This window comes from Mesorhizobium sp. BH1-1-5, from assembly GCF_020165615.1.
Classification (GTDB): domain Bacteria; phylum Pseudomonadota; class Alphaproteobacteria; order Rhizobiales; family Rhizobiaceae; genus Mesorhizobium.
In genome coordinates, this window is record NZ_JAIUIM010000002.1 from 58,055 (window position 1) to 80,504 (window position 22,450).

Sequence of the window (22,450 nt, forward strand, 5' to 3'; positions counted from 1 at the left end):
TCAGATGCCCTCGCCCGATTTGACCTTGCGGATTTCCATGCCCGTCGCCGGGGTGCGGCCGACCTGCGCGGCGATCGACTGCCGCTTGACGCCTTCCTTGTGGCGCAGCGTCAGCACGATGGCGCCGATCATGGCGACCAGCAGCACCAGGCCGGAAATCTGGAAGTAATAGAGGTAGTCCGTATAGAGGATGTCGCCGAGCGCCGCCGTGTTGGAGCGGGTGGCGAGATCCGGCGTCGCCTTGGCGACCGTCGAGGCAAGCTGCGGCGCGAACGTGTAGCCGCCGAGCACGATGATCAGTTCCGCCGCCAGGATCAGCCCGACCAGCGCGCCGATCGGCGCGTATTGCAGCGCGCCCTGTTTCATCTCGGCGAAGTCGACGTCGAGCATCATGACGACGAACAGGAACAGCACCATCACCGCGCCGACATAGACGACCAGCAGGATCATCGCCAGGAACTCGGCGCCAGTCAGCATGAACAGGCCGGCGGCGTTGAAGAAGGTGAGGATCAGGAACAGCACGGAATGCACGGGGTTGCGCGACGAAATGACCATGAAGGCCGACGCCACCGCGATAAAGGCGAAGAGGTAGAAAAAGGCCGCCTCTAGTCCACTCAGCATGGGTTCCCCCGGGTTCCTGTCGGGTCGGACCTATCGTCCGTTCCGTACTCTCTGGCTTCGTTCCGCCTCCGGTGCCGAAGCCGCGTTGTCCTTAGACGAGGCCCCTCGCCCCGTCCATGCGTCAAATGTCAGCGATAGGGCGAGTCCAGCGCGATGTTGCGCGCCAGCTCCCGCTCCCAGCGATCGCCGTTCGCGAGCAGCTTTTCCTTGTTGTAGTAGAGCTCCTCGCGCGTCTCGGTCGCGAATTCGAAATTCGGCCCCTCGACGATCGCGTCGACCGGGCAGGCTTCCTGGCAAAAGCCGCAATAGATGCACTTCACCATGTCGATGTCGTAGCGCACCGTGCGTCGCGTGCCGTCGTTGCGGCGCGGGCCGGCCTCGATGGTGATGGCCTGCGCCGGGCAGATCGCCTCGCAGAGCTTGCAGGCGATGCAGCGTTCCTCGCCGTTCGGGTAACGGCGCAGCGCATGCTCGCCACGGAAGCGCGGGCTGGTCGGCCCCTTCTCGTGCGGATAGTTGATCGTTTCCTTCGGCGCGAAGAACTGGCGCATCGAAAGGAAGAAGGCGCTGACGAAATCCTTCAGCAGCAGCGACTTTGCGGCCTGGGCCAGAGCGGACATCACGCAAACCCCGTGATCTTGAGGAAGGCCGCGGTGGCCACGACCATGAACAGCGAGATCGGCAGGAACACTTTCCAGCCCAGCCGCATCAGCTGGTCGTAGCGATAGCGCGGCACAAAAGCCTTCACCATCGAGAACATGAAGAACATCAGGCAGATCTTCAGCACGAACCAGATCACGCCTGGTACCCAGGTGAAGGGCGCGAAGTTGAACGGTGGCAGCCAGCCGCCAAGGAACAGGATGGTCGCCAGCGCGCACATCAGGACGACGGCGACATACTCGCCGAGGAAGAAGAGCAGGAACGGCGTCGACGAATATTCAACCATATGGCCGGCGACGAGTTCCGATTCCGCTTCGACCAGGTCGAAAGGCGGGCGGTTCGTCTCGGCAAGAGCCGAGATGAAGAACACCACGAACATCGGCAGCAGCGACAGCCAGTGCCAGTCGAGGAAGGTGTTGGGCAGGCCGAGCTTGGTGCCGAGACCGTCCTGCTGCGACATGACGATGTCGGAGAGGTTGAGCGAGCCGACGCAGAGCAGCACGGTGACGATGACGAAGCCAATCGAGACTTCATAGGACACCATCTGCGCGGCCGAGCGCAGCGCGCCCAGGAACGGGTATTTCGAATTGGACGCCCAGCCGCCCATGATCACGCCATAGACCTCGAGCGAGGAGATGGCGAAGACATAGAGGATGCCGACATTGATGTTGGCGATCGCCCATCCTTCGTTGACCGGAATGACCGCCCAGGCCGAGATCGCCAGCACCGCCGACACCAGCGGCGCCAGGAGGAACACGCCCTTGTTGGCGCCCGACGGGATCACCGGCTCCTTGAAGACGAATTTCAGGAGGTCGGCGAAGGCCTGCAGCGTTCCCCACGGACCGACGACGTTCGGGCCACGACGCAATTGCACCGCCGCCCAGATCTTGCGGTCGGCATAGAGCAGGTAGGCGACGCCGATCAGAAGCACGACGATCAGCACGACCGACTTCAACAGGATCAGCAGCGCCGGCAGCACGTAGAAGGAGAAGAAGGTTTCCATGCTTATTCCGCCGCCTGCTTGAAGCCGCTCTTGGCCAGCGCCGAGCATTCGGCCATCACGGCCGATGCCCGCGCGATCGGGTTGGTGAGATAGAAATCCTTCACCGGCGAGGTGAAGGTGCCCTTGTTCAACCGGCCGCCGAGCTTCGCCGCCTTGGCGATGTCGTCGCCGCTGCCGGCCTGCACCTGGTCGATGCGGGCGAGATGCGGGAACTCGCCATAGAGCTTGGCGCGCAGCTGAACCAGCGAATCGAACGGCAGCTTCTTGCCGAGCACGTCGGAGAGCGCCCGCAGGATCGCCCAGTCCTCGCGTGCCTCGCCCGGGGCGAAACCGGCGCGATTGGTCTGCTGAACGCGGCCTTCCGTGTTGACATAGGTGCCGGACTTCTCGGTGTAGGCGGCGGCCGGCAGGATGACATTGGCGCGGTGCGCGCCGGCATCGCCATGCGTGCCGATATAGACGACGAACGCGCCGCCGGTCTTGGCCATGTCGATTTCGTCGGCGCCGAGCAAGAACAGCACATCGGTGTCGCCCAGCATGCCGGCGACGTCCTTGCCGCCCTCGCCCGGCACGAAACCGACATCGAGGCCGCCGACCCTGGCGGCTGCGTTGTGCAGCACCGCAAAGCCGTTCCATTCGGCGGTGACCGCGTTGACGGCGGCCGCGAGCTTCGCCGCCTGGCCGAGCACCGCCGCGCCGTCCGTGCGCGCCAGCGCACCCTGGCCGACGATGATCAGCGGATGCGTGGCCTTGCTCAGCACCTCGAAGAACTTGCCATTGCCGTCGGCAAGGTCTTTCAGGGATTCCGGACCGGCTCCGATGAGGTCGTAGTCATAGCGGGTGTCGCCGATCTCGCCGATGACGCCGACCGGCAGGTTGCCGACGCGCCAGCGCTTGCGGATGCGAGCGTTGAGCACAGAAGCCTCGAAGCGCGGATTGGCGCCGACGATCAGCACCGCGTCGGCCTGCTCGATGCCTTCGATGGTCGGGTTGAAGATGTAGCTGGCGCGGCCGAGCGACGGATCGAGCGCGGCGCCGTCCTGACGGCAGTCGATGTTCTTGGAGCCGAGCGCCGCCATCAAAAGCTTCAGCGCGTAGATTTCCTCGACAGCGGCGAGGTCGCCGGCTATCGCGCCGATCCGCTCGGGCGCTGCCTTGCCTACCTCGTCCTTGATGGCGGCGAAGGCTTCCGCCCAGCTTGCCGGTGCCAGCTTGCCGTTCTTGCGCACATAGGGGCGGTCGAGGCGCTGCGTGCGCAGGCCGTCCCAGATGAAGCGGGTCTTGTCGGAGATCCACTCCTCGTTCACCTGTTCGTTGACGCGCGGCAGGATGCGCATCACTTCGCGACCCCTGGAGTCGACGCGGATCGCCGAGCCGACGGCATCCATGACGTCGATCGATTCCGTCTTGGTCAGTTCCCACGGCCGCGCCTGGAAGGCGAACGGCTTGGAGGTCAGCGCGCCGACCGGGCACAGATCGATGACATTGCCCTGCAGCTCCGACGTCATCGCCTGTTCGAGATAGGTGGTGATCTCGGCATCCTCGCCGCGGCCGATCAGGCCGAGCTCGGAGATGCCGGCAACCTCGGTGGTGAAGCGGACGCAGCGCGTGCAATGGATGCAGCGGTTCATCACCGTCTTGACCAGCGGGCCGATATACTTGTCTTCGACCGCGCGCTTGTTCTCGTGATAGCGCGAGGAATCGACGCCGAAGGCCATCGCCTGGTCCTGCAGGTCGCATTCACCGCCCTGGTCGCAGATCGGGCAATCGAGCGGATGGTTGATCAGCAGGAATTCCATCACGCCTTCGCGGGCCTTCTTGACCATCGGCGTGTTGGTGAAGATTTCCGGCGGCTCGCCATTCGGGCCTGGACGCAGGTCGCGCACACCCATGGCGCAGGACGCCTGCGGCTTGGGCGGGCCGCCCTTCACCTCGATCAGGCACATGCGGCAATTGCCGGCGATGGACAGCCGCTCGTGGAAGCAGAAGCGCGGCACTTCCGCGCCGGCGTCCTCGGCCGCCTGCAGCAGCGTGTAATGGTCGGGTACCGTGATCTCTTTCCCGTCGACCTTTAGCTTTGCCATTCGCCTCAAACCCCTGCGGATGTTCCGCAATCTCTATCTGCCGGGCACGGCTGAGCCGCGCCCGGCATTTCAATTCACTTCTTCGCGGCGAGCGCCGCCGCCTGCCCAGTCCAGTCGTCGCGGCCGATGCGGCCGGCGAGCGACAGGTAATCTTCCACCCAGGCGACCTCTTCCGACGTCCACGCGGCGATCTGGCCATAGGTCCAGATGCCGAGACCGTTGAGCACCTTCTCCAGCTTCGGCCCGATGCCCGAAATCGCCTTCAGGTCCGACGGCTTCGCCGGCTTGTCGAGCGCCTTCGGCTGCCTGAAATCCTCGGGCATCAGCCCGGTCGCGGCCGGCTGGGCGACGATATCGGCCCCGGTCGCGTCGAGCGCCTTCTCGGTCGCGTTCGCCGCGATGTCGGTCACGTCCCTGGCGAAGGTCTGCGCCCTGGCGATCAGCGTCTCGGTCGCCTTGCGCGCCTTGGACGCATTGGCGGCCGCTTCGTTCTGCGCCTCGAGATCGTCGAGGAAAGGCTGGAACATGCGCTGCGAGGCTTCCAGCGCGCCGGTGAAGGCGCCCATCCACATGCCGACGGCATGGTTGGCAAAACCGATGCCGAGCGCCGACATCGCCGCGGCGCCCGCGACCGGATGCGCCAGAAGGTTGACGGCGCTGGCCATCTCCTTCGGCATCATCTTGGTCAGGTCCTGGTTCATCTTCTCGAGTTGGTCCAAATCAGGCATGAACGGGTAGGGTATCGAATACGGCGCCATAGAGATCTCCTGGTCGTTTCTTCGTATGCCCGCCCCTGCTGTCAGTCTTCGGGCCAAGCCCGTATTTCAAAGTCCTATTCCGCCGCCACCATCACCGGCTCGACCCGGTGCGCGTTGCGCGAAAACTCGTCGATGCGGCGTTCCACCTCACCGCGGAAATGCCGCATCAGGCCCTGGATCGGCCAGGCCGCCGCGTCGCCCAGCGCGCAGATCGTGTGCCCCTCGACCTGCTTGGTGACGTCGAGCAGCATGTCGATCTCGCGCTTCTGCGCCTCGCCGCGCACCAGACGCTCCATCACCCGCCACATCCAGCCGGTGCCTTCGCGGCACGGCGTGCACTGGCCGCAGCTCTCATGCTTATAGAAATAGGACAGCCTGGCGATCGCCTTCACGATATCCGTCGACTTGTCCATGACGATGACAGCGGCGGTGCCGAGGCCGGATTTGAGATCGCGCAGCGCGTCGAAATCCATCGGCGCGTCCATGATCTGCTCGGCCGGCACCAGCGGCACCGAGGCGCCGCCCGGGATGACCGCGAGCAGATTGTCCCAGCCGCCACGGATGCCGCCGCAATGCTCCTCGATCAGTTCGCGGAACGGGATCGACATCGCCTCTTCGAAAGTGCACGGATTGTTGACGTGGCCGGACACGCAAAACAGCTTGGTGCCGGCATTGTTCGGCCGGCCGAAGGACGAGAACCAGGCTGCACCCCGCCGCAGGATGGTCGGCGCCACCGCGATCGATTCGACATTGTTGACCGTCGTCGGGCAGCCATAGAGGCCGACATTGGCCGGGAATGGCGGCTTCAGCCTGGGCTGGCCCTTCTTGCCTTCCAGGCTTTCGAGCAGCGCCGTTTCCTCGCCGCAGATATAGGCGCCGGCGCCATGATGCATGTAGATGTCGAAGTCGTAGCCGGACGTGTTGTTCTTGCCGATGAGCTTGGCCGCGTAAGCCTCGTCGATGGCACGCTGCAGCGCCTCACGCTCGCGGATGAACTCACCGCGCACATAGATGTAAGCGGCGATCGCGCCCATGGCGAAGCCGGCGACCAGCGCGCCCTCGACCAGCGTATGCGGATCGTTGCGCAGGATATCGCGGTCCTTGCAGGTGCCCGGCTCGGATTCGTCGGCATTGATGACCAGATAGCTCGGCCGTCCGTCGCTCTGCTTGGGCATGAAGGACCATTTCAGGCCGGTCGGGAAGCCGGCGCCGCCGCGGCCGCGCAGGCCGGACGCCTTCATCTCGTTGACGATCCAGTCGCGCCCCTTGGCGATGAGCCCGGGCGTATCGTCCCAGATGCCGCGCGATTGCGCGCCGGCCAGCGACGTGTCGAAGAGGCCGTAGATGTTGGTGAAGATGCGGTCTTTGTCCTGAAGCATTTTTCGTCCCTCAGACCGGCTTCTTGCCGAAGACGCGGATGTATTCGGCGACGCCGCCCTTGGCGAGCGCCTTGGCCTGCTTCACCCAGTCGTCGCGGTCGATGCGGCCGTGGAAGCTGAGATAGCCGTCGACCCACTCGCGCTCGGCCTTCTTCCAGGAAGCGATCTGCGCGAAAGTGTAGATGCCCAGCGAATGCAGGGTCGCTTCGATCTTCGGACCGACGCCGGAGATCAGCTTGAGATCGTCGACGGTTGCCGGACGCTCGATGCCGGCCGGACGGTTCTTGTCCTCGAGCGACGGCTTCGCCGTTTTGGCGACCGGCTGCTTGGTTTCCGGCGCCTTGAACGCGGTGGCCGGTTCGGTCTTGGTCTTCGGCCCGCTGCGCGGCTTGGACACGGCTTCGACTTCCGGATCGGCCTGGTTGGCGTTGGCGGCCGAATGGCGCGGCGCCTTGACGCTGGCGCCGTTCTCGGTGGCCGGAGCTACCTTGACCGGCGACGGCGTGTTGAGCGCCGGGCTGGTTTCAGCCGCGTGGGTCTTCGGCTTGCTGGATTTTGATGGCGCAACCGGGCCGGAAGCCGGAGTGGCTGCGGGTGCGGGAACCGCAGGCGCGGCCGGAGCAGGCGCCGCCTGCGAGACGACGGCAGCAGGCGCGGCAGCCGGCGCCGCGGCGGCGGCATCCTTGGCCGCCTTCGCGGCAGCCTTGGCTTCCTTGTCGCGCGTCGTCTTCAGGATCGCCTTTTCGCTGGTCAGCGTCTTCAAGCCGCCGGCCGGCTCGGAGCCGTGGCGGCCGTTCTGCGGACCGGGCTTCACCTCGGCGCCCTTGCCGGCGTCATAGAGATCGATGATCTCGGCCAGCCGCTCGGGCGTCAGGTCCTCGAACGTGTCCTTGAAGATCATGACCATCGGCGCGTTGACGCAGGCGCCGAGGCATTCGACCTCCTCCCACGACAGCGTGCCCTTGTCGTTGGTGTGGAACTGGTCGTGATGGATCTTCGAGCGGCACACATCCATCAGCGCTTCCGAGCCGCGCAGCATGCAGGGCGTCGTGCCGCAGACCTGGATATGGGCGCGCGTGCCGACCGGATTGAGCTGGTACTGCGTGTAGAAGGTCGCGACTTCGAGGCCGCGGATGCGCGGCATGCCGAGCATGTCGGAGATCGTCTCGATCGCCGCCTTGGTGACCCAGCCTTCCTGCTCCTGCGCGATCATCAGCAAGGGGATGATGGCCGACTGTTCGCGTCCCTTCGGGTATTTGGCGATCCACTGCTGAACCGCAGCCTCATTCGCCTTGCTGAAGGCGAATGAGGCTGGCTGGACGCTGGCATCTGCGAGGCGGCGGACTGACATTAGCGATCGACCTCACCAAACACGATGTCGAGGGAGCCAAGGACGGCCGTGACGTCGGCCAGCATGTGGCCGCGGCACAGGAAATCCATGGCTTGCAGATGCGCGAAACCCGGCGCGCGCAGCTTGCAGCGGTAGGGCTTGTTGGTGCCGTCGGAGACCAGATAGACGCCGAACTCGCCCTTCGGCGCCTCGACGGCCGCATAGACCTCGCCGGCCGGCACGCGATAGCCCTCGGTGTAGAGCTTGAAGTGATGGATGAGCGCTTCCATCGAACGCTTCATAGCCTGGCGCTTCGGCGGCACGACCTTGCCGTCGAGGTTCGACACCGGCCCGGCGCTTTCCTTGCCGAGCAGCAGATCGACGCACTGGCGCATGATCCTGGCCGACTGGCGCATCTCTTCCATGCGCAACAGATAACGGTCGTAGCAGTCGCCGTTCTTGCCGATCGGGATGTCGAAATCCATCTCGGAATAGCATTCATAAGGTTGCGATTTGCGCAGGTCCCAGGCGGCGCCCGAGCCGCGCACCATCACGCCCGAAAAACCCCAGGCCCAGGCATCGGCCAGCGACACGATGCCGATATCGACATTGCGCTGCTTGAAGATACGGTTGCCGGTCAGCAACTTGTCGAGGTCGTCGATCGACTTCAGGAACGGGTCGATCCACTTGCCGATGTCCTCGACCAACTGGCGCGGCAGGTCCTGGTGCACGCCGCCCGGCCGGAAATAGGCCGCATGCATGCGCGAGCCAGAGGCGCGCTCGTAGAACACCATCAGCTTTTCGCGCTCGACGAAGCCCCACAGCGGCGGCGTCAGCGCGCCGACGTCCATCGCCTGCGTCGTCACATTCAAGATGTGCGACATGATGCGGCCCATCTCGGAATAGAGCACGCGGATCAGCTGGCCGCGCTTCGGCACCTCGATGCCGAGCAGGCGCTCGGCCGCGAGCGCGAAGGCATGCTCCTGGTTCATCGGCGCGCAATAGTCCAGCCGGTCGAGATAGGGCACGGCCTGCAGATAGGTCTTGGCCTCGATCAGCTTCTCGGTGCCGCGATGCAGGAGACCGATATGCGGATCGACGCGGTCGACCACCTCGCCGTCCAGCTCCAGCACCAGGCGCAAAACGCCATGCGCCGCGGGGTGCTGCGGGCCGAAGTTGATGTTGAAGTTGCGGACGGAGGTTTCAGCCATTGTGGCGCCTCTGGCGAAGAGTCAGTAGTGAGTAGTGAATAGTGGCCATCAATCTCAATGCCTGCTTCATTCCGCCTGCTTGGCCTGCACCGTTCTGATCAGAGATCGCGTCATTTTTCCAATCTCTTCGCACCGCAGCAGCAGTTCAGTCTCGTTGTCTCTCTCCAACATACCGATCCGGCATGCCAGCAGTATGTGCGTCTCCAGTTCCTTCAATGAACCCTGCGCCATGCGCAGAAATTGAACGAAAGAACCTCTATTCTCACGACCGTACCCTTCAGCGATGTTCGCGGCGATAGAAACCGCCGAGCGGCGCATCTGGGAGGTCATTCCATAGATCTCATCTCTCGGAAAACCTTTGGTGATGCGATAACAATTCTCGGCAAGTACCATTGCCGATTGCCACACCACCAAGTCACGATAGGATTCGATCTTCTTTCCCAATTCCTTCCCTACTGACTACTCACTACTTCCCTACTCACTGTTTCGCCTTCTCATCCCCCGGAAGGACGTAATCCGTCCCTTCCCATGGGCTCAAGAAGTCGAAGTTTCTGAATTCCTGCTTCAATTCCACCGGCTCGTAGATGACCCGCTTGGCCTCGTCGTCGTAGCGAACCTCGACGAAGCCGGTGAGCGGGAAATCCTTGCGCAGCGGATGTCCCTCGAAGCCGTAGTCGGTCAAAAGGCGGCGCAGATCGGGATGGCCCGAGAAGAGCACGCCGTAAAGGTCATAGGTCTCGCGCTCGTACCAGTCGGCGCCCGGATAAACACTTGTCAACGAGGGAACCAGCGTCTCCTCGTCAGCCTGAACTTTCAGGCGGATACGGACATTCTGCTTTGGCGACAACAGATGGTAGATGACGTCGAAACGCCTGGCGCGCGAAGGATAGTCTGCGCCGGAAATGTCGATGATCGAGATGAACTGGCAACGCGCATCATCGCGCAGGAAGGTCGCCACCTCGATCAAGTTAGCCGGCTCGACGGAGACCGTCAGCTCGCCATAGGCAAGCACGGCTTCGCCGATGCGGCCGGAGAGCTTCTCGCCGAGATATGTGGAGAGTTCGTTCAACGCCTGGGTCATCGGCTCACCGTTCGATCGTGCCGGTGCGGCGGATCTTCTTCTGCAGAAGGAGAATGCCGTAGAGCAGCGCTTCCGCGCTCGGCGGGCAGCCGGGCACATAGATGTCGACCGGCACGACGCGGTCGCAGCCGCGCACCACCGAATAGGAATAGTGGTAATAGCCGCCGCCATTGGCGCAGGAGCCCATCGAGATGACGTAGCGCGGCTCCGGCATCTGGTCGTAGACCTTGCGCAGCGCAGGCGCCATCTTGTTGGTCAGCGTGCCGGCGACGATCATGATGTCGGACTGGCGCGGAGAGGCGCGCGGCGCGACGCCGAAGCGCTCCGAGTCGTAGCGCGGCATCGAGGTGTGGATCATCTCGACCGCGCAGCAGGCAAGGCCGAAGGTCATGAACATCAGCGAGCCGCTGCGCGCCCAGGTGATCAGCGCTTCGGTCGAGGTGACAAGGAAACCCTTGTCGGCCAGCTCATTGTTGATTTCGAGGAAGAAGGGGTCGTCCTCCCCCACCGGCCTGCCGGTATTGGGGTCGATGATGCCCTTGGGCTTCGGCGCGACGAGGGTGCCTGAACTGTCGTTCAATCCCATTCCAGCGCTCCTTTTTTCCATTCATAGGCAAAGCCGATGGTCAACACCGCCAAAAACACCATCATCGACCAGAAGCCGAGCATGCCGACCTTCGAGAAGGACACCGCCCACGGGAACAGGAAGGCGACCTCGAGATCGAAGATGATGAACAGGATCGACACCAGGTAGAAGCGGATGTCGAACTTCATGCGGGCGTCGTCGAACGAGTTGAACCCGCATTCATAGGCGGAAAGCTTTTCCGGATCGGGATTGCGATAGGCCACTAGGAAGGGGGCGACGAGCAGCGCCAGACCAACGACCATCGCCACGGCGATGAACAGGACGATGGGCAGATATGAACTCAGGAGTGCGCTCATGCGGCGGCTTTCCTTCGGCGGGGTAGTTCACTTTGATTACAGCAACGAACTCTAATGCGGAAGCGTGACAGTTTAACCGCTGAACCGTTTTAAGAGGCCCATGCTGCAACGCGGCGAGGGTTAGCGCAGCGGTTTCGGTGACGCAAGTCAAACCTTGTTCAATTCGCGGCCCTGGACGCCTTATCGGAAGAAACTGGTCCGATCCGCTCTTGTTTGATTTCCTTCATTTTTTACTCCACTTTTCTCTCCTGACACATCTCCCGCCATTTGCCTGCTAGCATCGCTGGAATCACCGGCTAGATATCCGGCAAACGATCAAGGCAAGGGCGCCTCGATGAAGGATAAGATTTCGCTGGCCATGGCCAGACGCATCGCGCTCGGCGCGCAAGGGTTCAACGACCCTCGCCCCGCGGCGGTTCCGGATCGCCGGCACCTTGCGCGTGTGCTTTCGCGAACCGGCCTGTTGCAGATCGATTCCGTGAGCGCGGTGGTGCGCGCTCACTATATGCCGCTCTATTCGCGCCTCGGCCCCTACCCGCTTGCGCTCCTGGACAACGCCGCGGTCACCCGCAAGCGCGCAGTCTTCGAATATTGGGCGCATGAGGCGTCGTTCCTGCCCGTCGAGACCTACCCGCTGATGCGCTGGCGCATGCAGCGCGCCGAGCAGGGCGACGAGATGTATCTCGGCCTCGCCAAATGGGGCCGTGAACGCAAGGAAATGATAGACGAGATATATAGAGAGGTCGCCGATCGCGGTCCGATCGCGGCCTCCGATATCGAGGGCCACAAGGGCAATGGCGGCTGGTGGGGCTGGAGCGAGGCCAAGCACGCTTTCGAATGGCTGTTCTGGGCCGGCCGCATCACCACCGCCTACAGGCGCGGCTTCGAACGCTATTACGACCTGCCCGAGCGCGTTTTGCCGCAGGCCGTGCTCGACCTGCCCGTACCGTCGGTCGAGGACGCGCATCGCCAATTGCTGCGTATCTCGGCCCGCGCCCACGGCATCGCCACCTATGGCGATCTGCGCGACTATTTCCGCCTGGCGCCCGGCGACACCAAGGACCGCATCGAGGAACTGGTCGAAACCGGCGAATTGCTGCCGGTCAAGGTCGAAGGTTGGGATAAGCCCGCCTATCTCCACAAGGACGCCCGAATCCCGCGCCGCATCGAAGCCCGCGCCTTGCTAGCGCCTTTCGATCCAGTGGTCTTCGAACGCACCCGCACCGAAAAACTGTTCGGCTTCCGTTATCGCATCGAGATCTATACGCCGGCGGAAAAGCGCCAATATGGCTATTATGTGCTGCCTTTCCTGCTCGGCGACCGCATCGTCGCTCGCGTCGACCTGAGGGCCGACCGCCCGGCCAGCGTGCTTCGCGTCCACGCCGCTTATGCCGAGGCCGGTGCGCCACCCGACACCGCCGCCCAGCTCTTCGATGAGCTGAAGCAGATGCAGGGCTGGCTCGGCCTGGAGGCGATCGAAGTGACGCCGGCCGGCGACCTCGGTCCGGCGCTGGCCGACATCGCGGTGTCGTAGCCGTGCGTTGACAGGCGCCTAGCCGTAAGCCTAAATCCTGACCCAGACGGTCTTCTCCCGGCAAAGGGAGGAGCCAAGAGGGAATGCGGTGCGGGCCAAAAACCCAAATCCGCGGCTGTCCCCGCAACTGTAAGCGACGAGCCTTTGCCGAAAACCACTGGGATGTTCCCGGGAAGGCGGCATTCGAGGCGACGACCCGCGAGCCAGGAGACCTGCCGTCTGAGACTTTAAGAATCCGAATGCCCGGCGGGTTTTCCGGGCAAGGAGCCTGGTTTTGGATCGCAACGGCAGTTTCCCGGCAAACATTGAGGACATTTCGTCCGAGCCCGACGCTTTGGCCAGCGTCACCGTCATCGTCTGCTCCTCCTGCCGCGACGAGACCGGTTCGGACGCGCATCCGCGCGCTGGCGCGCTGCTGGCCGAAGACACGCGCCGCGCCGCCACTAGCGAAAATATCCGCATCCGCACCGTCGAATGCCTCGGCAATTGCAAGCGCCGCCTCAGCGCCGCGCTGCTGCGCGACGGCTGCTGGAGCTACGTCTTCGGCGACCTGAATGCTGCCAGCGGCGCCGATCTCGTCGCCGGCGCAAAGCTCTTCGCCACCTCGACCGACGGCCTGATCCCCTGGCGCGGCCGGCCCGATTCCCTCAAGCGCGGCCTGGTTGCCCGCATCCCTCCCCTCGATATGCTGAAGGACTGACCATGAACGCTTCCGTTTCCCGTGTTCCCTGCACCGTCGTCACCGGCTTCCTCGGCGCCGGCAAGACGACGCTGATCCGCAACCTGCTCGAAAACGCCAAGGGCAAGCGGCTGGCGATCATCGTCAACGAGTTCGGCGACGTCGGCATCGACGGCGAGATCCTGAAGGGCTGCGGCGTCGACACCTGCCCGGAGGAAAACATCGTCGAGCTCGCCAATGGCTGCATCTGCTGCACCGTGGCCGACGACTTCGTGCCGGCGCTCGACCAGATCCTGTCGCGCACACCGAAGGTCGACCACATCCTGATCGAGACTTCCGGCCTCGCTCTGCCGAAGCCGCTGGTGCAGGCCTTCCAGTGGCCGACGGTGAAGAGCCGCGTCACGGTCGACGGCGTCGTCGCCGTGGTCGACGGTCCGGCACTGGCCGACGGCCGCGTCGCCTCCGACATGGACGCCCTGCAGGCCCAGCGCGCCGCGGACGACTCGCTCGACCATGACGATCCGGTCGAAGAAGTGTTCGAGGACCAGATCGCCTGCGCCGACCTGATCATCCTGTCGAAGAGCGACCTGATGGATGCGGCCGGCTCGGAGCGCGCCAACGCCGTCATCGGCAAGCATGTGGCGCGCGCCGTGAAGGTCGTGCCGACCGCGCAAGGCAAGGTCGATCCGTCCGTGCTGCTCGGCCTCGGCCTCGCCGTCGAGGACGACATCGAGAACCGCAAGACCCATCACGACGACGAACTCGACCACGAGCACGACGATTTCGATTCCTTCGTCATCGACATCCCTTCGATCGCCAATCCCGACGAGCTGGCAAAGCGCGTCGCCCTTGCCGCCGAGCAGGAAAACGTTTTGCGCGTCAAAGGCTTCGTCGAGGTCGGCGGCAAGCCGATGCGCCTCCTGCTGCAGGCCGTCGGGCCGCGCGTCAACCACTATTACGACCGCGCCTGGACGGCCGAGGATGACCGCCGATCGCGGCTCGTCGTCATCGGCCTCAAGGGGCTGAACCGCCCGGCGATCGAGCGTATCCTCGCCGGCTGAGGCAAATCCGGACTGCGATGCATATCCTCGCCACCACATCCGCTTCGCTCGACGATCTCGCCGAGCCGATCGACCTCAGGCAGACGCCTGCGGATGTCGTGGCGTTGTCCTTCACCGACAGCGATCTCGCCGGCCTGGCCACCGCCTGGAAGGCGGATGCGGAACGGCTGCCCTCGATGCGGCTGGCAGCACTGCGCGACCTTCGCCACCCCATGTCGGTGGATCTGTGGATCGACAGCGTCGCCCGTCATGCCAGGGTCGTCCTTGTCCGCATCCTCGGCGGCTACGACTGGTGGCGCTACGGCTGCGACCAGCTCGCCGCGGTCACCCGCGAGCGCGGCATCAAGCTGGCGCTGCTGCCCGGCGAAAGCCATGACGAGGACCAGCGGCTTATCGAAGGCTCCACTTTGCCCCGCGAGGAGCTCGACGCCCTGCTTGGCTATTTCCGCGAAGGCGGGCCGGCGAATATGGCGGCACTGGTGCAAAGGCTGGCGCGGTTGGCCGGGTCGGATGCGGCCGTGGTTGAGCCGGTCAGCGTGCCCAAGGCGGGGTTTTATCAGCCGGGGTTGGGGGTAGTCGAAAAGCCTGATCTTTCAAATGTCGGCGATCCTTCGCCCCCCTCTCTGTCCTGCCGGACATCTCCCCCTCAAGGGGGGAGATCGGCCGTCGCGGGCCTGGGCGCTTTTTCCGCTCCACCCACGACGGAGCCATCCGCAGCATCTACGATTGGCGAAGCCGTCGACGACAGGGCAATCCCCCCCCTTGAGGGGGGGACGTCCGGCAGGACAGAGAGGGGGGCGACGGAACTCAACGCCAACAAGCTCGGCGTCATCCCCATCCTCTTCTACCGCTCGATGCTGCTCGCAGCAGATGTCGCGCCGATCGATGCGCTGGTCGAGGCGCTACGCTCGCAAGGCATGGCCCCGATGCCGATCTTCGTTTCCAGCCTCAAGGACCCGGCGTCCCTCGCCTTCGTCGAAACCGCGCTCGCCTCGCTAAGCCCTGCCGCCATCATCACCGCCACAGCCTTCGCCTCCGGCGCGGAACCGGGCGCCGAAACTCTGTTCGACCGCGGCGGCGTGCCCGTCTTTCAGGTCATCGTCGCCACGACGCGCCGCGAGGTCTGGGAAAAGAACCAGCGCGGCCTGGCGCCCGCCGACCTCGCCATGCATGTCGTCCTGCCCGAGCTCGACGGCCGCATCCTGGCCGGCGCGATCTCCTTCAAGGGTGAGGTCGAAACCGACCCGGAGCTCGCGTTTCGAGCATTTGCGAACCGGCCGGAAGTGGACCGCGTGGCGCAGGTGGCCAAGCGGATCGCCGTGTTTATTCGTCTGCAGCGGACCGTGCGGGCCGAGCGCAAGCTTGCCATCCTGATCCCGGATTACCCGAGCGCGCCCGGACGGACCGGCTATGCCGTTGGCCTCGATGTGCCGTCGAGCGTGCTCGCCATGCTGCATGACCTGAAGGAACAGGGCTATGCGGTTGACGGGATTCCACAATCGCCGCGGGAGTTGCTGGATGCGCTGGAGAAGGCGGGGCATGGCCTTGCCTTGACGGATTACGTTGCCTTTTCAGCCGAACTGCCGAGAACAGCACGCGATGCAGTAGAGGCCGCGTGGGGCAAGGCAGAGGGGATAGGTTCGCGCGAGGCCCCCCTCTCTGTCCTGCCGGACATCTCCCCCTCAACGGGGGAGATCATTCCTTCGCCCCGGCTTTCGCCAATTTCCGGGCCCGCAAGGGAAGAGCCAGCGGCGGAACTGCCAATCTCCCCCCTTGTGGGGGAGATGTCCGGCAGGACAGAGAGGGGGGCGACAGAACGCCAGCCTCTGCAACCAGCCGCCCTGCAACACTTCTCCTTCCGCGCCGCCACCTTCGGCAACATCACCGTCGCGCTCGCCCCCGATCGCGGCCGCTCGGCCGACCGCCGCGCTGACTACCACGACCCGGCGCTGCCTCCGCGCCACGAGTTGATCGCCTTTGGCCTCTGGCTGCGGAAATCGCTCGGCGTCCATGCCATCATCCATGTCGGCGCCCATGGCACGCTCGAATGGCTGCCGGGCAAGACGGTCGCGCTCTCCGACACCTGTTTTCCCGAGATCGTCACCGGCTCGCTGCCGGTCATCTATCCTTTCATCGTCTCCAATCCCGGCGAGGCCGCACAAGCCAAGCGCCGCATCTCGGCCGTCACGCTCGGCCATCTGCCGCCGCCGCTGACGGGCGCTGGGCTGGACGAGAACCAGCAGAAGCTGGAGCGGCTGGTCGACGAATATGCCCAGGCCGACGGCCTCGACCGCCGCCGCCGCGACCGCCTGGCAAAGCTGATCGTCGAGACGGCGCAGAAAACCGGACTTGCCTCGGAGGCAGGCGTCGCCAGGACTGACCAACCCGACGAAGCGCTGCGCCGTATCGACGCCTGGCTTTGCGATCTCAAGGATTTCGCCGTCAAGGACGGGCTGCATGTCTATGGCCGCGCGCCGGAAGACGAGGCCGATCCGCTGCGCCGGCAAAGCGCTGCGGCCGAAAAGGCCGCCCTGCTCGCGGCACTCGACGGCCGCCACATCAAGGCAGGGCCGGCCGGCGCGCCGGCGCGCGGCCGCTCCGACGTGCTGCCAACCGGCCGCAACCTCTTCACCTCCGATCCGCGCACCATGCCGACGCCGACCGCCTATGATCTCGGCCAGGCGGCGGCGGAGGAAGTGGTGCGCAGCTACATGCAAAGCCATGGCGACTGGCCGCGTTCGCTGGTGATCGACCTTTGGGGCTCGGCCTCGCTGCGCACCGGCGGCGAGGAGATCGCCCAGGGCTTGGCGCTGATGGGCTGCCGGCCGCAATGGGATGCCGCGACCGGCCGCGTCACCGGCATCGAGGTATTGCCGCCGGCAGCGCTCGGCCGGCCGCGCGTCGACGTCACCTGGCGCATCTCCGGCCTGTTTCGCGACATGTTCCCGACGCAGATCGCGCTGATCGATGCCGCCGCCAATGCCGTCGCCGGCCGCGACGAGGATGATACCGAAAACCCGCTCGCCGCCGCGACCCGCGCCGCGGGCAAGGTCGGCCCGCGCATTTTCGGCACCTCGCCCGGCACCTATGGCGCCGGCGTCGAGGACTTGCTGTCGCGCGGCGAATGGGGCGCGCGCGAGGAGATCGGCCGCGCCTATCTCGATGCCACTTCGCACGCCTATGGCGGCGCCGATGGCGAAGCGATCGCGGCGCCCGGCGCTTTCGAGGGCCGCATCGCCGAAGCCGACCTTCTTGTCCACACCGGCGACGACCCGGGCCGCGACATCCTCGAAGGTTCGGCCGATGTCGCCTTCATCGGCGGTTTTTCGGCGGCGCTTGCAGCACTTGGGCGGAACGCCGACGTCATCGTGCTCGACACCACCGATCCGAAGAAGCCGAAGCCGCGTTCGGTCGGCGAAGCCGTGTCGCGCGTGGTGCGGGCGCGCGCCGTCAACCCGCGCTTCATCGCCGGCCAGATGCGCCACGGCCCGCGCGGCGCCTCCGAATTCGCCGAGACGGTCGACCGTCTGGTCGGCTTTGCCGAGACCACCCATGCCATATCAGGCGCGCTGATCGAAGCGGTGCACGACGCCTATCTTGGCGACCCGGAGGTGCGCGCTTTCCTCCTGCACGAGAACCCGGCCGCGGCCAAGGTCATCGCCGAGCGCTTCCTCGCCGCGCGGCGGCGCGGCCTCTGGCATCCGCTCAGGAATTCCATCGACGATGATCTCGCGGCCTTGATCGCCGAGGCTCAGGCCAGCGGGGCGGCGGCATGAACGCCTTTTCGCGCCGCGGCGCCTGCCCTGCGCTGAGCGCACCGATGCAAACCGGCGACGGTCTTTTGGTGCGGCTCAATCCGGTTGCTGGAGGACTTGCGCCCAAGTCGCTGATCGGACTCGGCGAATCCGCTCTGCGCCATGGCAACGGCATCATGGAGGTGACGGCGCGCGGCAGCCTGCAGATCCGCGGTTTGACGGCGCAAAGCGCCCGGCTGCTGGCGGCGGAGGTCGATGCGCTGGGCATTCAAGTGCGCAGTGGCGTGCCCGTCGAGACCGGGCCGCTGGCGGGTATCGATCCGGACGAGATTGCCGATCCGCGGCCATTGGCTGAGAGGATCAGGGCTGCGATTGAAGAGGCTGGGCTGACGGCACGGCTGGGACCGAAGGTGTCGGTGGTTGTCGACGGCGGCGGGCAATTGAGCATGAGCGCTGTGACGGCCGATGTCCGGCTGAAGGCTGTGTCGGCCGGCGCTGGCGCCCTTTGGAGCGTTTCGGTTAGCGGCGACGGTCAAAGCGCGAAGCCGCTTTCGACGGTCGACTCGGATGCTGCACGCGACATCGCCGTGGCAGCTCTTCGGATGGTGGCCGAAAAGGGACGAGAGGCGCATACCCGCGACTTGTCGGAGAGGCAGCTTGATTCGCTCGCAAGTTGGCACTCCGTCACCCCCCTCTCTGTCCTGCCGGACATCTCCCCCTCAAGGGGGGAGATTGGCAGCTCCCGCGCCGGCTCTCCACCTTCAGCTTTGGAGATTGGCGAAAGCCGCGGTGAGAGCGTAATCTCCCCCCTTGAGGGGGAGATGTCCGGCAGGACAGAGAGGGGGGCCTCGCGCAAATCTATCGGCCTTTTCCCCTTAGCCGGCGACGCTTTCACCCTCGGCATCGCCCTGCCCTACGGCAGCATGCCAGCCCAAAACCTCATCGACCTCGCCACACAAGCCGCGAATCTCGGCGCCACAGAAATCCGCCTCGCCCCCGGCCGCGCCCTGCTCGTCCTCGGCCTCTCCGCCCCTTCCTCGCTGCAAGGCTCCGCCGCCGCCCTCGGCTTCGTCACCTCCCCCGCCGACCCGCGCACCCGCATCGCCGCCTGCCCCGGCACGCCGGCCTGCGCCTCCGGCCGCATCGCCACCCGCGCCATCGCTGAAACGATCGCAAAGCAGAGCGCCGATCTCTTCGACGCTTCACTCACGCTGCACATTTCCGGCTGCGCCAAGGGCTGCGCGCACCCGGGCCCAGCGGCGCTCACCCTGGTGGGCGACGAAAACGCAGCCGGACTTGTCGTGGACGGGACGGCAAAGGCCCTTCCTGCCGCGTACAGGCCGGGCTATGACGCCGCGCGCGGGGTCGCCGGCATAGCGGCGGCGATCCACGACGCACGACATCCAAGCGAAACCGCCGCTGCCTGCCTGGCAAGGCTTGGCGCGGCCGGTATCGCCGAACTCTATCGACGGAACCAGTGAATGGCGGCCTACGACTATATCCACGACGGCAACGCGATCTATGAGCGCTCTTTCGCCATCATCCGCGCCGAGGCGGACCTGTCGCGCTTCTCGGAAGCCGAAGCCGATGTCGCGATCCGGATGATCCATGCCTGCGGCCAGGTCGAAGCCGCCAGCCATTTTGTCTTCTCCGGCGATTTCGTCACCGCCGCTCGCGCCGCCCTTGCCGCCGGTGCGCCGATCTTCTGCGATGCCGAGATGGTGGCTCACGGCGTCACCCGCGCCCGCCTGCCCGCCGGCAACGAGGTGATCTGCACGCTGCGCGACCCGCGCACGCATGACATCGCCAGGGAAATCGGCAACACGCGCTCGGCCGCCGCGATCGACCTTTGGGGCGAGCGCATGGCGGGTTCCGTCGTCGCCATCGGCAACGCGCCGACCGCGCTTTTCTATCTGCTCGAAAAACTGCGCGACGGCGCGCCGAAGCCGGCCGCGATCATCGGCATGCCAGTCGGCTTCGTCGGCGCCGCCGAATCCAAGGATGCGCTGGCCGAGAATTCCTATGGCGTGCCCTACGCCATCGTCCGCGGCAGGCTGGGCGGCAGCGCCATGACCGCCGCCGCGCTCAATTCATTGGCGAGGCCTGGCCTGTGAACGCCATCCTGAAAGGCCGTCTGGTCGGCGTCGGCACCGGCCCCGGCGATCCGGAGCTGCTGACGCTGAAAGCCGCGCGGGCGTTAGCTGAAGCGGATGTCGTCGCCTATTTCGCCAAGCGCGGCAACAACAGCAATGCGCGCGCCATCGTCGAGGCGCGCTTCCGGCCGGATATGATCGAGCTACCGCTGCTCTATCCGGTGACGACCGAGATCGACAAGGATCACGACGACTACCGCGCGCAGATCACCGATTTCTACGAGCATTCGGCCGAACAGGTCGCCGAGCATCTCGGCGCCGGCAGGATGGTGGCCGTGCTGTCGGAGGGCGATCCGCTGTTCTACGGCTCCTACATGCATCTGCATGTGCGCCTCGCGCACCGCTTCCCGACCGAGGTCATCCCCGGCATCACCGCCATGTCCGGCTGCTGGTCGCAGACCGGCCTGCCGATCGTCCAGGGCGACGACGTGCTGACCGTGCTGCCGGGCACGATGAGCGAGTTCGAACTGACTCGCCGCCTCGCCGACACCGATGCCGCCGTCATCATGAAGGTCGGTCGCAACCTGCCGAAAATCCGCCGCGCGCTTGAAGCGACCGGCAAGCTGGCCAAGGCCGTCTATGTCGAGCGCGGCACCATGGCGGGCAGCGTCTCGATGCGGCTCGCCGAAAAGCCGGACGACAAGGCGCCCTACTTCGCCATCGTGCTGGTTGCCGGCTGGTCGGCTCGCCCGGGGGCAAAGCCATGAGCGGCCGCCTTACTGTCATCGGCCTCGGACCCGGCAATGCCGATCAGGTCACGCCGCAGGCTGCCAATGCCGTCGCCGAGGCCACCTTCTTCTATGGCTACAAGCCCTATCTCGACCGGCTGGAGCTGCGGCCGGATCAGACCCGCATCGCCTCCGACAACCGCGAAGAGCTCGCCCGGTCCAACGAAGCACTGGCCAAGGCCGCCGAAGGCCACAGCGTCGCCGTCGTCTCCGGCGGCGATCCGGGCGTTTTCGCAATGGCCGCAGCCGTCTGCGAGGCGATCGAAGCCGGTCCCGCCGAATGGCGCGCGATCGATCTCGCCGTTGTTCCCGGCGTCACCGCCATGCTTGCGGTCGCCGCCCGCGTCGGCGCGCCGCTCGGCCACGACTTCTGCGCCATCTCGCTCTCCGACAATCTGAAGCCGTGGGACCTGATCGAGCTGCGCCTGCTGGCGGCAGCCGGAGCCGGCTTCGTCATCGCGCTCTACAACCCGATCAGCAAGGCCCGCCCCTGGCAGCTCGGCCGCGCCTTCGAATGCCTCAAAGCGATCCTGCCGGGCACCACGCCGGTGATCTTCGGCCGCGCCGCCGGCCGGCCCGACGAGCGCATCGAGGTATTTCTGCTGGCGGACGCCGATGCGGCAAAGGCCGACATGTCGACCTGCATCATCATCGGTTCGCCCGAGACCCGCATCATCAGGCGTGATGAAAAGCCGGCGCTGGTCTACACGCCGCGTTCAGCGACGGGATCGAAAAGATGATCGACCATCGCCGCCAGCGCATCGACGGTTTCGGCCGAGGGAACGCCCGGCAAGGTCGGACGGCGGATCATGACCACTTCGATGCCAAGCGCCCGCGCAGCAGTGATCTTGCCAAAGGTCGCCTCGCCGCCGCTGTTCTTGGAAACGACCGCATCGATCCCGTATTTTTCGAGCAGTGCCCGTTCGTCAGCCTCCGGGAACGGTCCGCGCGCCAACAGGTAGAGCGCATCGGGCACGGCAAGCTTGGGCTCGACCGGATCGACGCTGCGGATCAGGTAGCGGTGCTGCGGCGCGGCCTCGAACGCGCCGGCCTCCTGCCTGCCAATCGCCAGGAACACGCGGCGTGGCGCCGTGCCAAGCGCTCTCGCCGCCTCAGCGACATCATCGACCAACGTCCAGCGATCGCCCGCGACAGGCTCCCAGCCGGGACGGCGCAGCGCAAGAATCGGCACGCCGCCTTGCCTCGACGCTTCAGCAGCATTGGCCGAGATACGCGCGGCATAGGGATGCGTGGCGTCGATCAGCAGATCGACATGCTCCTCGCGAAGATAGGCAGCCAGTCCATCCACCCCGCCAAAGCCGCCGACACGCACGGGCACGCCTTGCGCCACCGGGCTTTCGGTGCGGCCGGCCAGCGACAGCGTGACCGAGGAATCCGCGCGACGGGCGAGCTTCCCGGCCAACTGCCGGGCTTCCGTCGTGCCGCCGAGGATCAGGATACGGTGGGTCAT

21 protein-coding genes and 1 riboswitch are annotated in these 22,450 nt (G+C 65.4%); of the genes, 8 read left to right on the plus strand and 13 right to left on the minus strand.

Annotation, left to right across the window (positions count from 1 at the left end):
• The 12 genes from LB572_RS02800 to LB572_RS02855 form a co-directional block, all read right to left on the minus strand.
• A complete protein-coding gene (locus LB572_RS02800) occupies positions 1 to 621 on the minus strand; it encodes an NADH-quinone oxidoreductase subunit J (RefSeq protein ID WP_041007645.1) in 621 nt (206 codons plus the stop codon).
• Between the two features lie 128 nt (positions 622 to 749).
• Positions 750 to 1,241 carry an NADH-quinone oxidoreductase subunit NuoI gene (gene nuoI / locus LB572_RS02805; protein WP_042643165.1) on the minus strand — a complete coding sequence of 164 codons (492 nt, stop codon included), beginning with the start codon at positions 1,239 to 1,241 and terminating at the stop codon, positions 750 to 752.
• Entirely contained in the window at positions 1,241 to 2,284 is a 1,044-nt protein-coding gene (gene nuoH, locus LB572_RS02810; RefSeq protein ID WP_140801721.1) for an NADH-quinone oxidoreductase subunit NuoH, read from the minus strand. The genes nuoI and nuoH overlap by 1 nt, the downstream gene beginning before the upstream one ends.
• 2 nt (positions 2,285 to 2,286) lie before the next feature.
• The gene (gene nuoG, locus LB572_RS02815; protein WP_140801722.1) at positions 2,287 to 4,368 is read right to left on the minus strand and encodes an NADH-quinone oxidoreductase subunit NuoG; all 2,082 of its coding nucleotides are present in this window, start codon (positions 4,366 to 4,368) and stop codon (positions 2,287 to 2,289) included.
• Between the two features lie 74 nt (positions 4,369 to 4,442).
• Positions 4,443 to 5,126: an NADH-ubiquinone dehydrogenase gene (locus LB572_RS02820; RefSeq protein ID WP_224666623.1), complete on the minus strand. Its 684-nt coding sequence runs from the start codon at positions 5,124 to 5,126 to the stop codon at positions 4,443 to 4,445.
• A 74-nt stretch (positions 5,127 to 5,200) separates the two neighbouring features.
• Positions 5,201 to 6,505, minus strand: coding sequence for an NADH-quinone oxidoreductase subunit NuoF (gene nuoF, locus LB572_RS02825; RefSeq protein ID WP_224666624.1), 1,305 nt, complete (start codon positions 6,503 to 6,505; stop codon positions 5,201 to 5,203).
• Between the two features lie 10 nt (positions 6,506 to 6,515).
• Positions 6,516 to 7,856, minus strand: a complete 1,341-nt coding sequence (locus LB572_RS02830; RefSeq protein WP_224666625.1) for an NADH-quinone oxidoreductase subunit E — start codon at positions 7,854 to 7,856, stop codon at positions 6,516 to 6,518.
• Positions 7,856 to 9,046, minus strand: coding sequence for an NADH-quinone oxidoreductase subunit D (locus tag LB572_RS02835; RefSeq protein ID WP_140801726.1), 1,191 nt, complete (start codon positions 9,044 to 9,046; stop codon positions 7,856 to 7,858). The genes LB572_RS02830 and LB572_RS02835 overlap by 1 nt, the downstream gene beginning before the upstream one ends.
• 66 nt (positions 9,047 to 9,112) lie before the next feature.
• Positions 9,113 to 9,490 (minus strand): four helix bundle protein, encoded by a 378-nt coding sequence (locus LB572_RS02840; protein WP_224666626.1) that lies wholly within the window; start codon positions 9,488 to 9,490, stop codon positions 9,113 to 9,115.
• 34 nt (positions 9,491 to 9,524) lie between these two features.
• A complete protein-coding gene (locus LB572_RS02845; RefSeq protein ID WP_224666627.1) occupies positions 9,525 to 10,127 on the minus strand; it encodes an NADH-quinone oxidoreductase subunit C in 603 nt (200 codons plus the stop codon).
• A gap of 4 nt (positions 10,128 to 10,131) precedes the next feature.
• On the minus strand, positions 10,132 to 10,713 hold the full coding sequence (locus LB572_RS02850) for a NuoB/complex I 20 kDa subunit family protein (protein WP_015317338.1): 582 nt from the start codon (positions 10,711 to 10,713) through the stop codon (positions 10,132 to 10,134).
• Positions 10,704 to 11,069, minus strand: a complete 366-nt coding sequence (locus tag LB572_RS02855) for an NADH-quinone oxidoreductase subunit A (protein ID WP_140801729.1) — start codon at positions 11,067 to 11,069, stop codon at positions 10,704 to 10,706. Before LB572_RS02855 ends, LB572_RS02850 begins: the two co-directional genes overlap by 10 nt.
• A gap of 334 nt (positions 11,070 to 11,403) precedes the next feature.
• Between LB572_RS02855 and LB572_RS02860 the strand changes: the two genes are divergently transcribed.
• The 8 genes from LB572_RS02860 to LB572_RS02895 all read left to right on the plus strand — a co-directional run bounded on the left by LB572_RS02860 (position 11,404) and on the right by LB572_RS02895 (position 21,719).
• Positions 11,404 to 12,603: a winged helix-turn-helix domain-containing protein gene (locus LB572_RS02860; RefSeq protein ID WP_140801730.1), complete on the plus strand. Its 1,200-nt coding sequence runs from the start codon at positions 11,404 to 11,406 to the stop codon at positions 12,601 to 12,603.
• A 30-nt stretch (positions 12,604 to 12,633) separates the two neighbouring features.
• Positions 12,634 to 12,838, plus strand: a riboswitch (cobalamin riboswitch).
• Between the two features lie 39 nt (positions 12,839 to 12,877).
• Positions 12,878 to 13,303, plus strand: a complete 426-nt coding sequence (locus LB572_RS02865; RefSeq protein WP_224666628.1) for a DUF1636 family protein — start codon at positions 12,878 to 12,880, stop codon at positions 13,301 to 13,303.
• A gap of 2 nt (positions 13,304 to 13,305) precedes the next feature.
• Positions 13,306 to 14,343, plus strand: coding sequence for a cobalamin biosynthesis protein CobW (gene cobW / locus LB572_RS02870; RefSeq protein WP_224666629.1), 1,038 nt, complete (start codon positions 13,306 to 13,308; stop codon positions 14,341 to 14,343).
• Between the two features lie 17 nt (positions 14,344 to 14,360).
• Positions 14,361 to 18,119: a cobaltochelatase subunit CobN gene (locus LB572_RS02875; RefSeq protein WP_224666630.1), complete on the plus strand. Its 3,759-nt coding sequence runs from the start codon at positions 14,361 to 14,363 to the stop codon at positions 18,117 to 18,119.
• Positions 18,116 to 19,579, plus strand: coding sequence for a precorrin-3B synthase (cobG, locus tag LB572_RS02880; protein ID WP_224666631.1), 1,464 nt, complete (start codon positions 18,116 to 18,118; stop codon positions 19,577 to 19,579). Before LB572_RS02875 ends, cobG begins: the two co-directional genes overlap by 4 nt.
• On the plus strand, positions 19,580 to 20,212 hold the full coding sequence (locus LB572_RS02885) for a precorrin-8X methylmutase (protein ID WP_224666632.1): 633 nt from the start codon (positions 19,580 to 19,582) through the stop codon (positions 20,210 to 20,212).
• A complete protein-coding gene (locus tag LB572_RS02890; protein ID WP_224666633.1) occupies positions 20,209 to 20,958 on the plus strand; it encodes a precorrin-2 C(20)-methyltransferase in 750 nt (249 codons plus the stop codon). The genes LB572_RS02885 and LB572_RS02890 overlap by 4 nt, the downstream gene beginning before the upstream one ends.
• The gene (locus tag LB572_RS02895; RefSeq protein ID WP_224666634.1) at positions 20,955 to 21,719 is read left to right on the plus strand and encodes a precorrin-3B C(17)-methyltransferase; all 765 of its coding nucleotides are present in this window, start codon (positions 20,955 to 20,957) and stop codon (positions 21,717 to 21,719) included. Before LB572_RS02890 ends, LB572_RS02895 begins: the two co-directional genes overlap by 4 nt.
• Here LB572_RS02895 and LB572_RS02900 read toward each other — a convergent pair.
• Positions 21,683 to 22,450, minus strand: a complete 768-nt coding sequence (locus tag LB572_RS02900; protein ID WP_224666635.1) for a cobalt-precorrin-6A reductase — start codon at positions 22,448 to 22,450, stop codon at positions 21,683 to 21,685. The two genes, LB572_RS02895 and LB572_RS02900, sit on opposite strands and share 37 nt — an antisense overlap.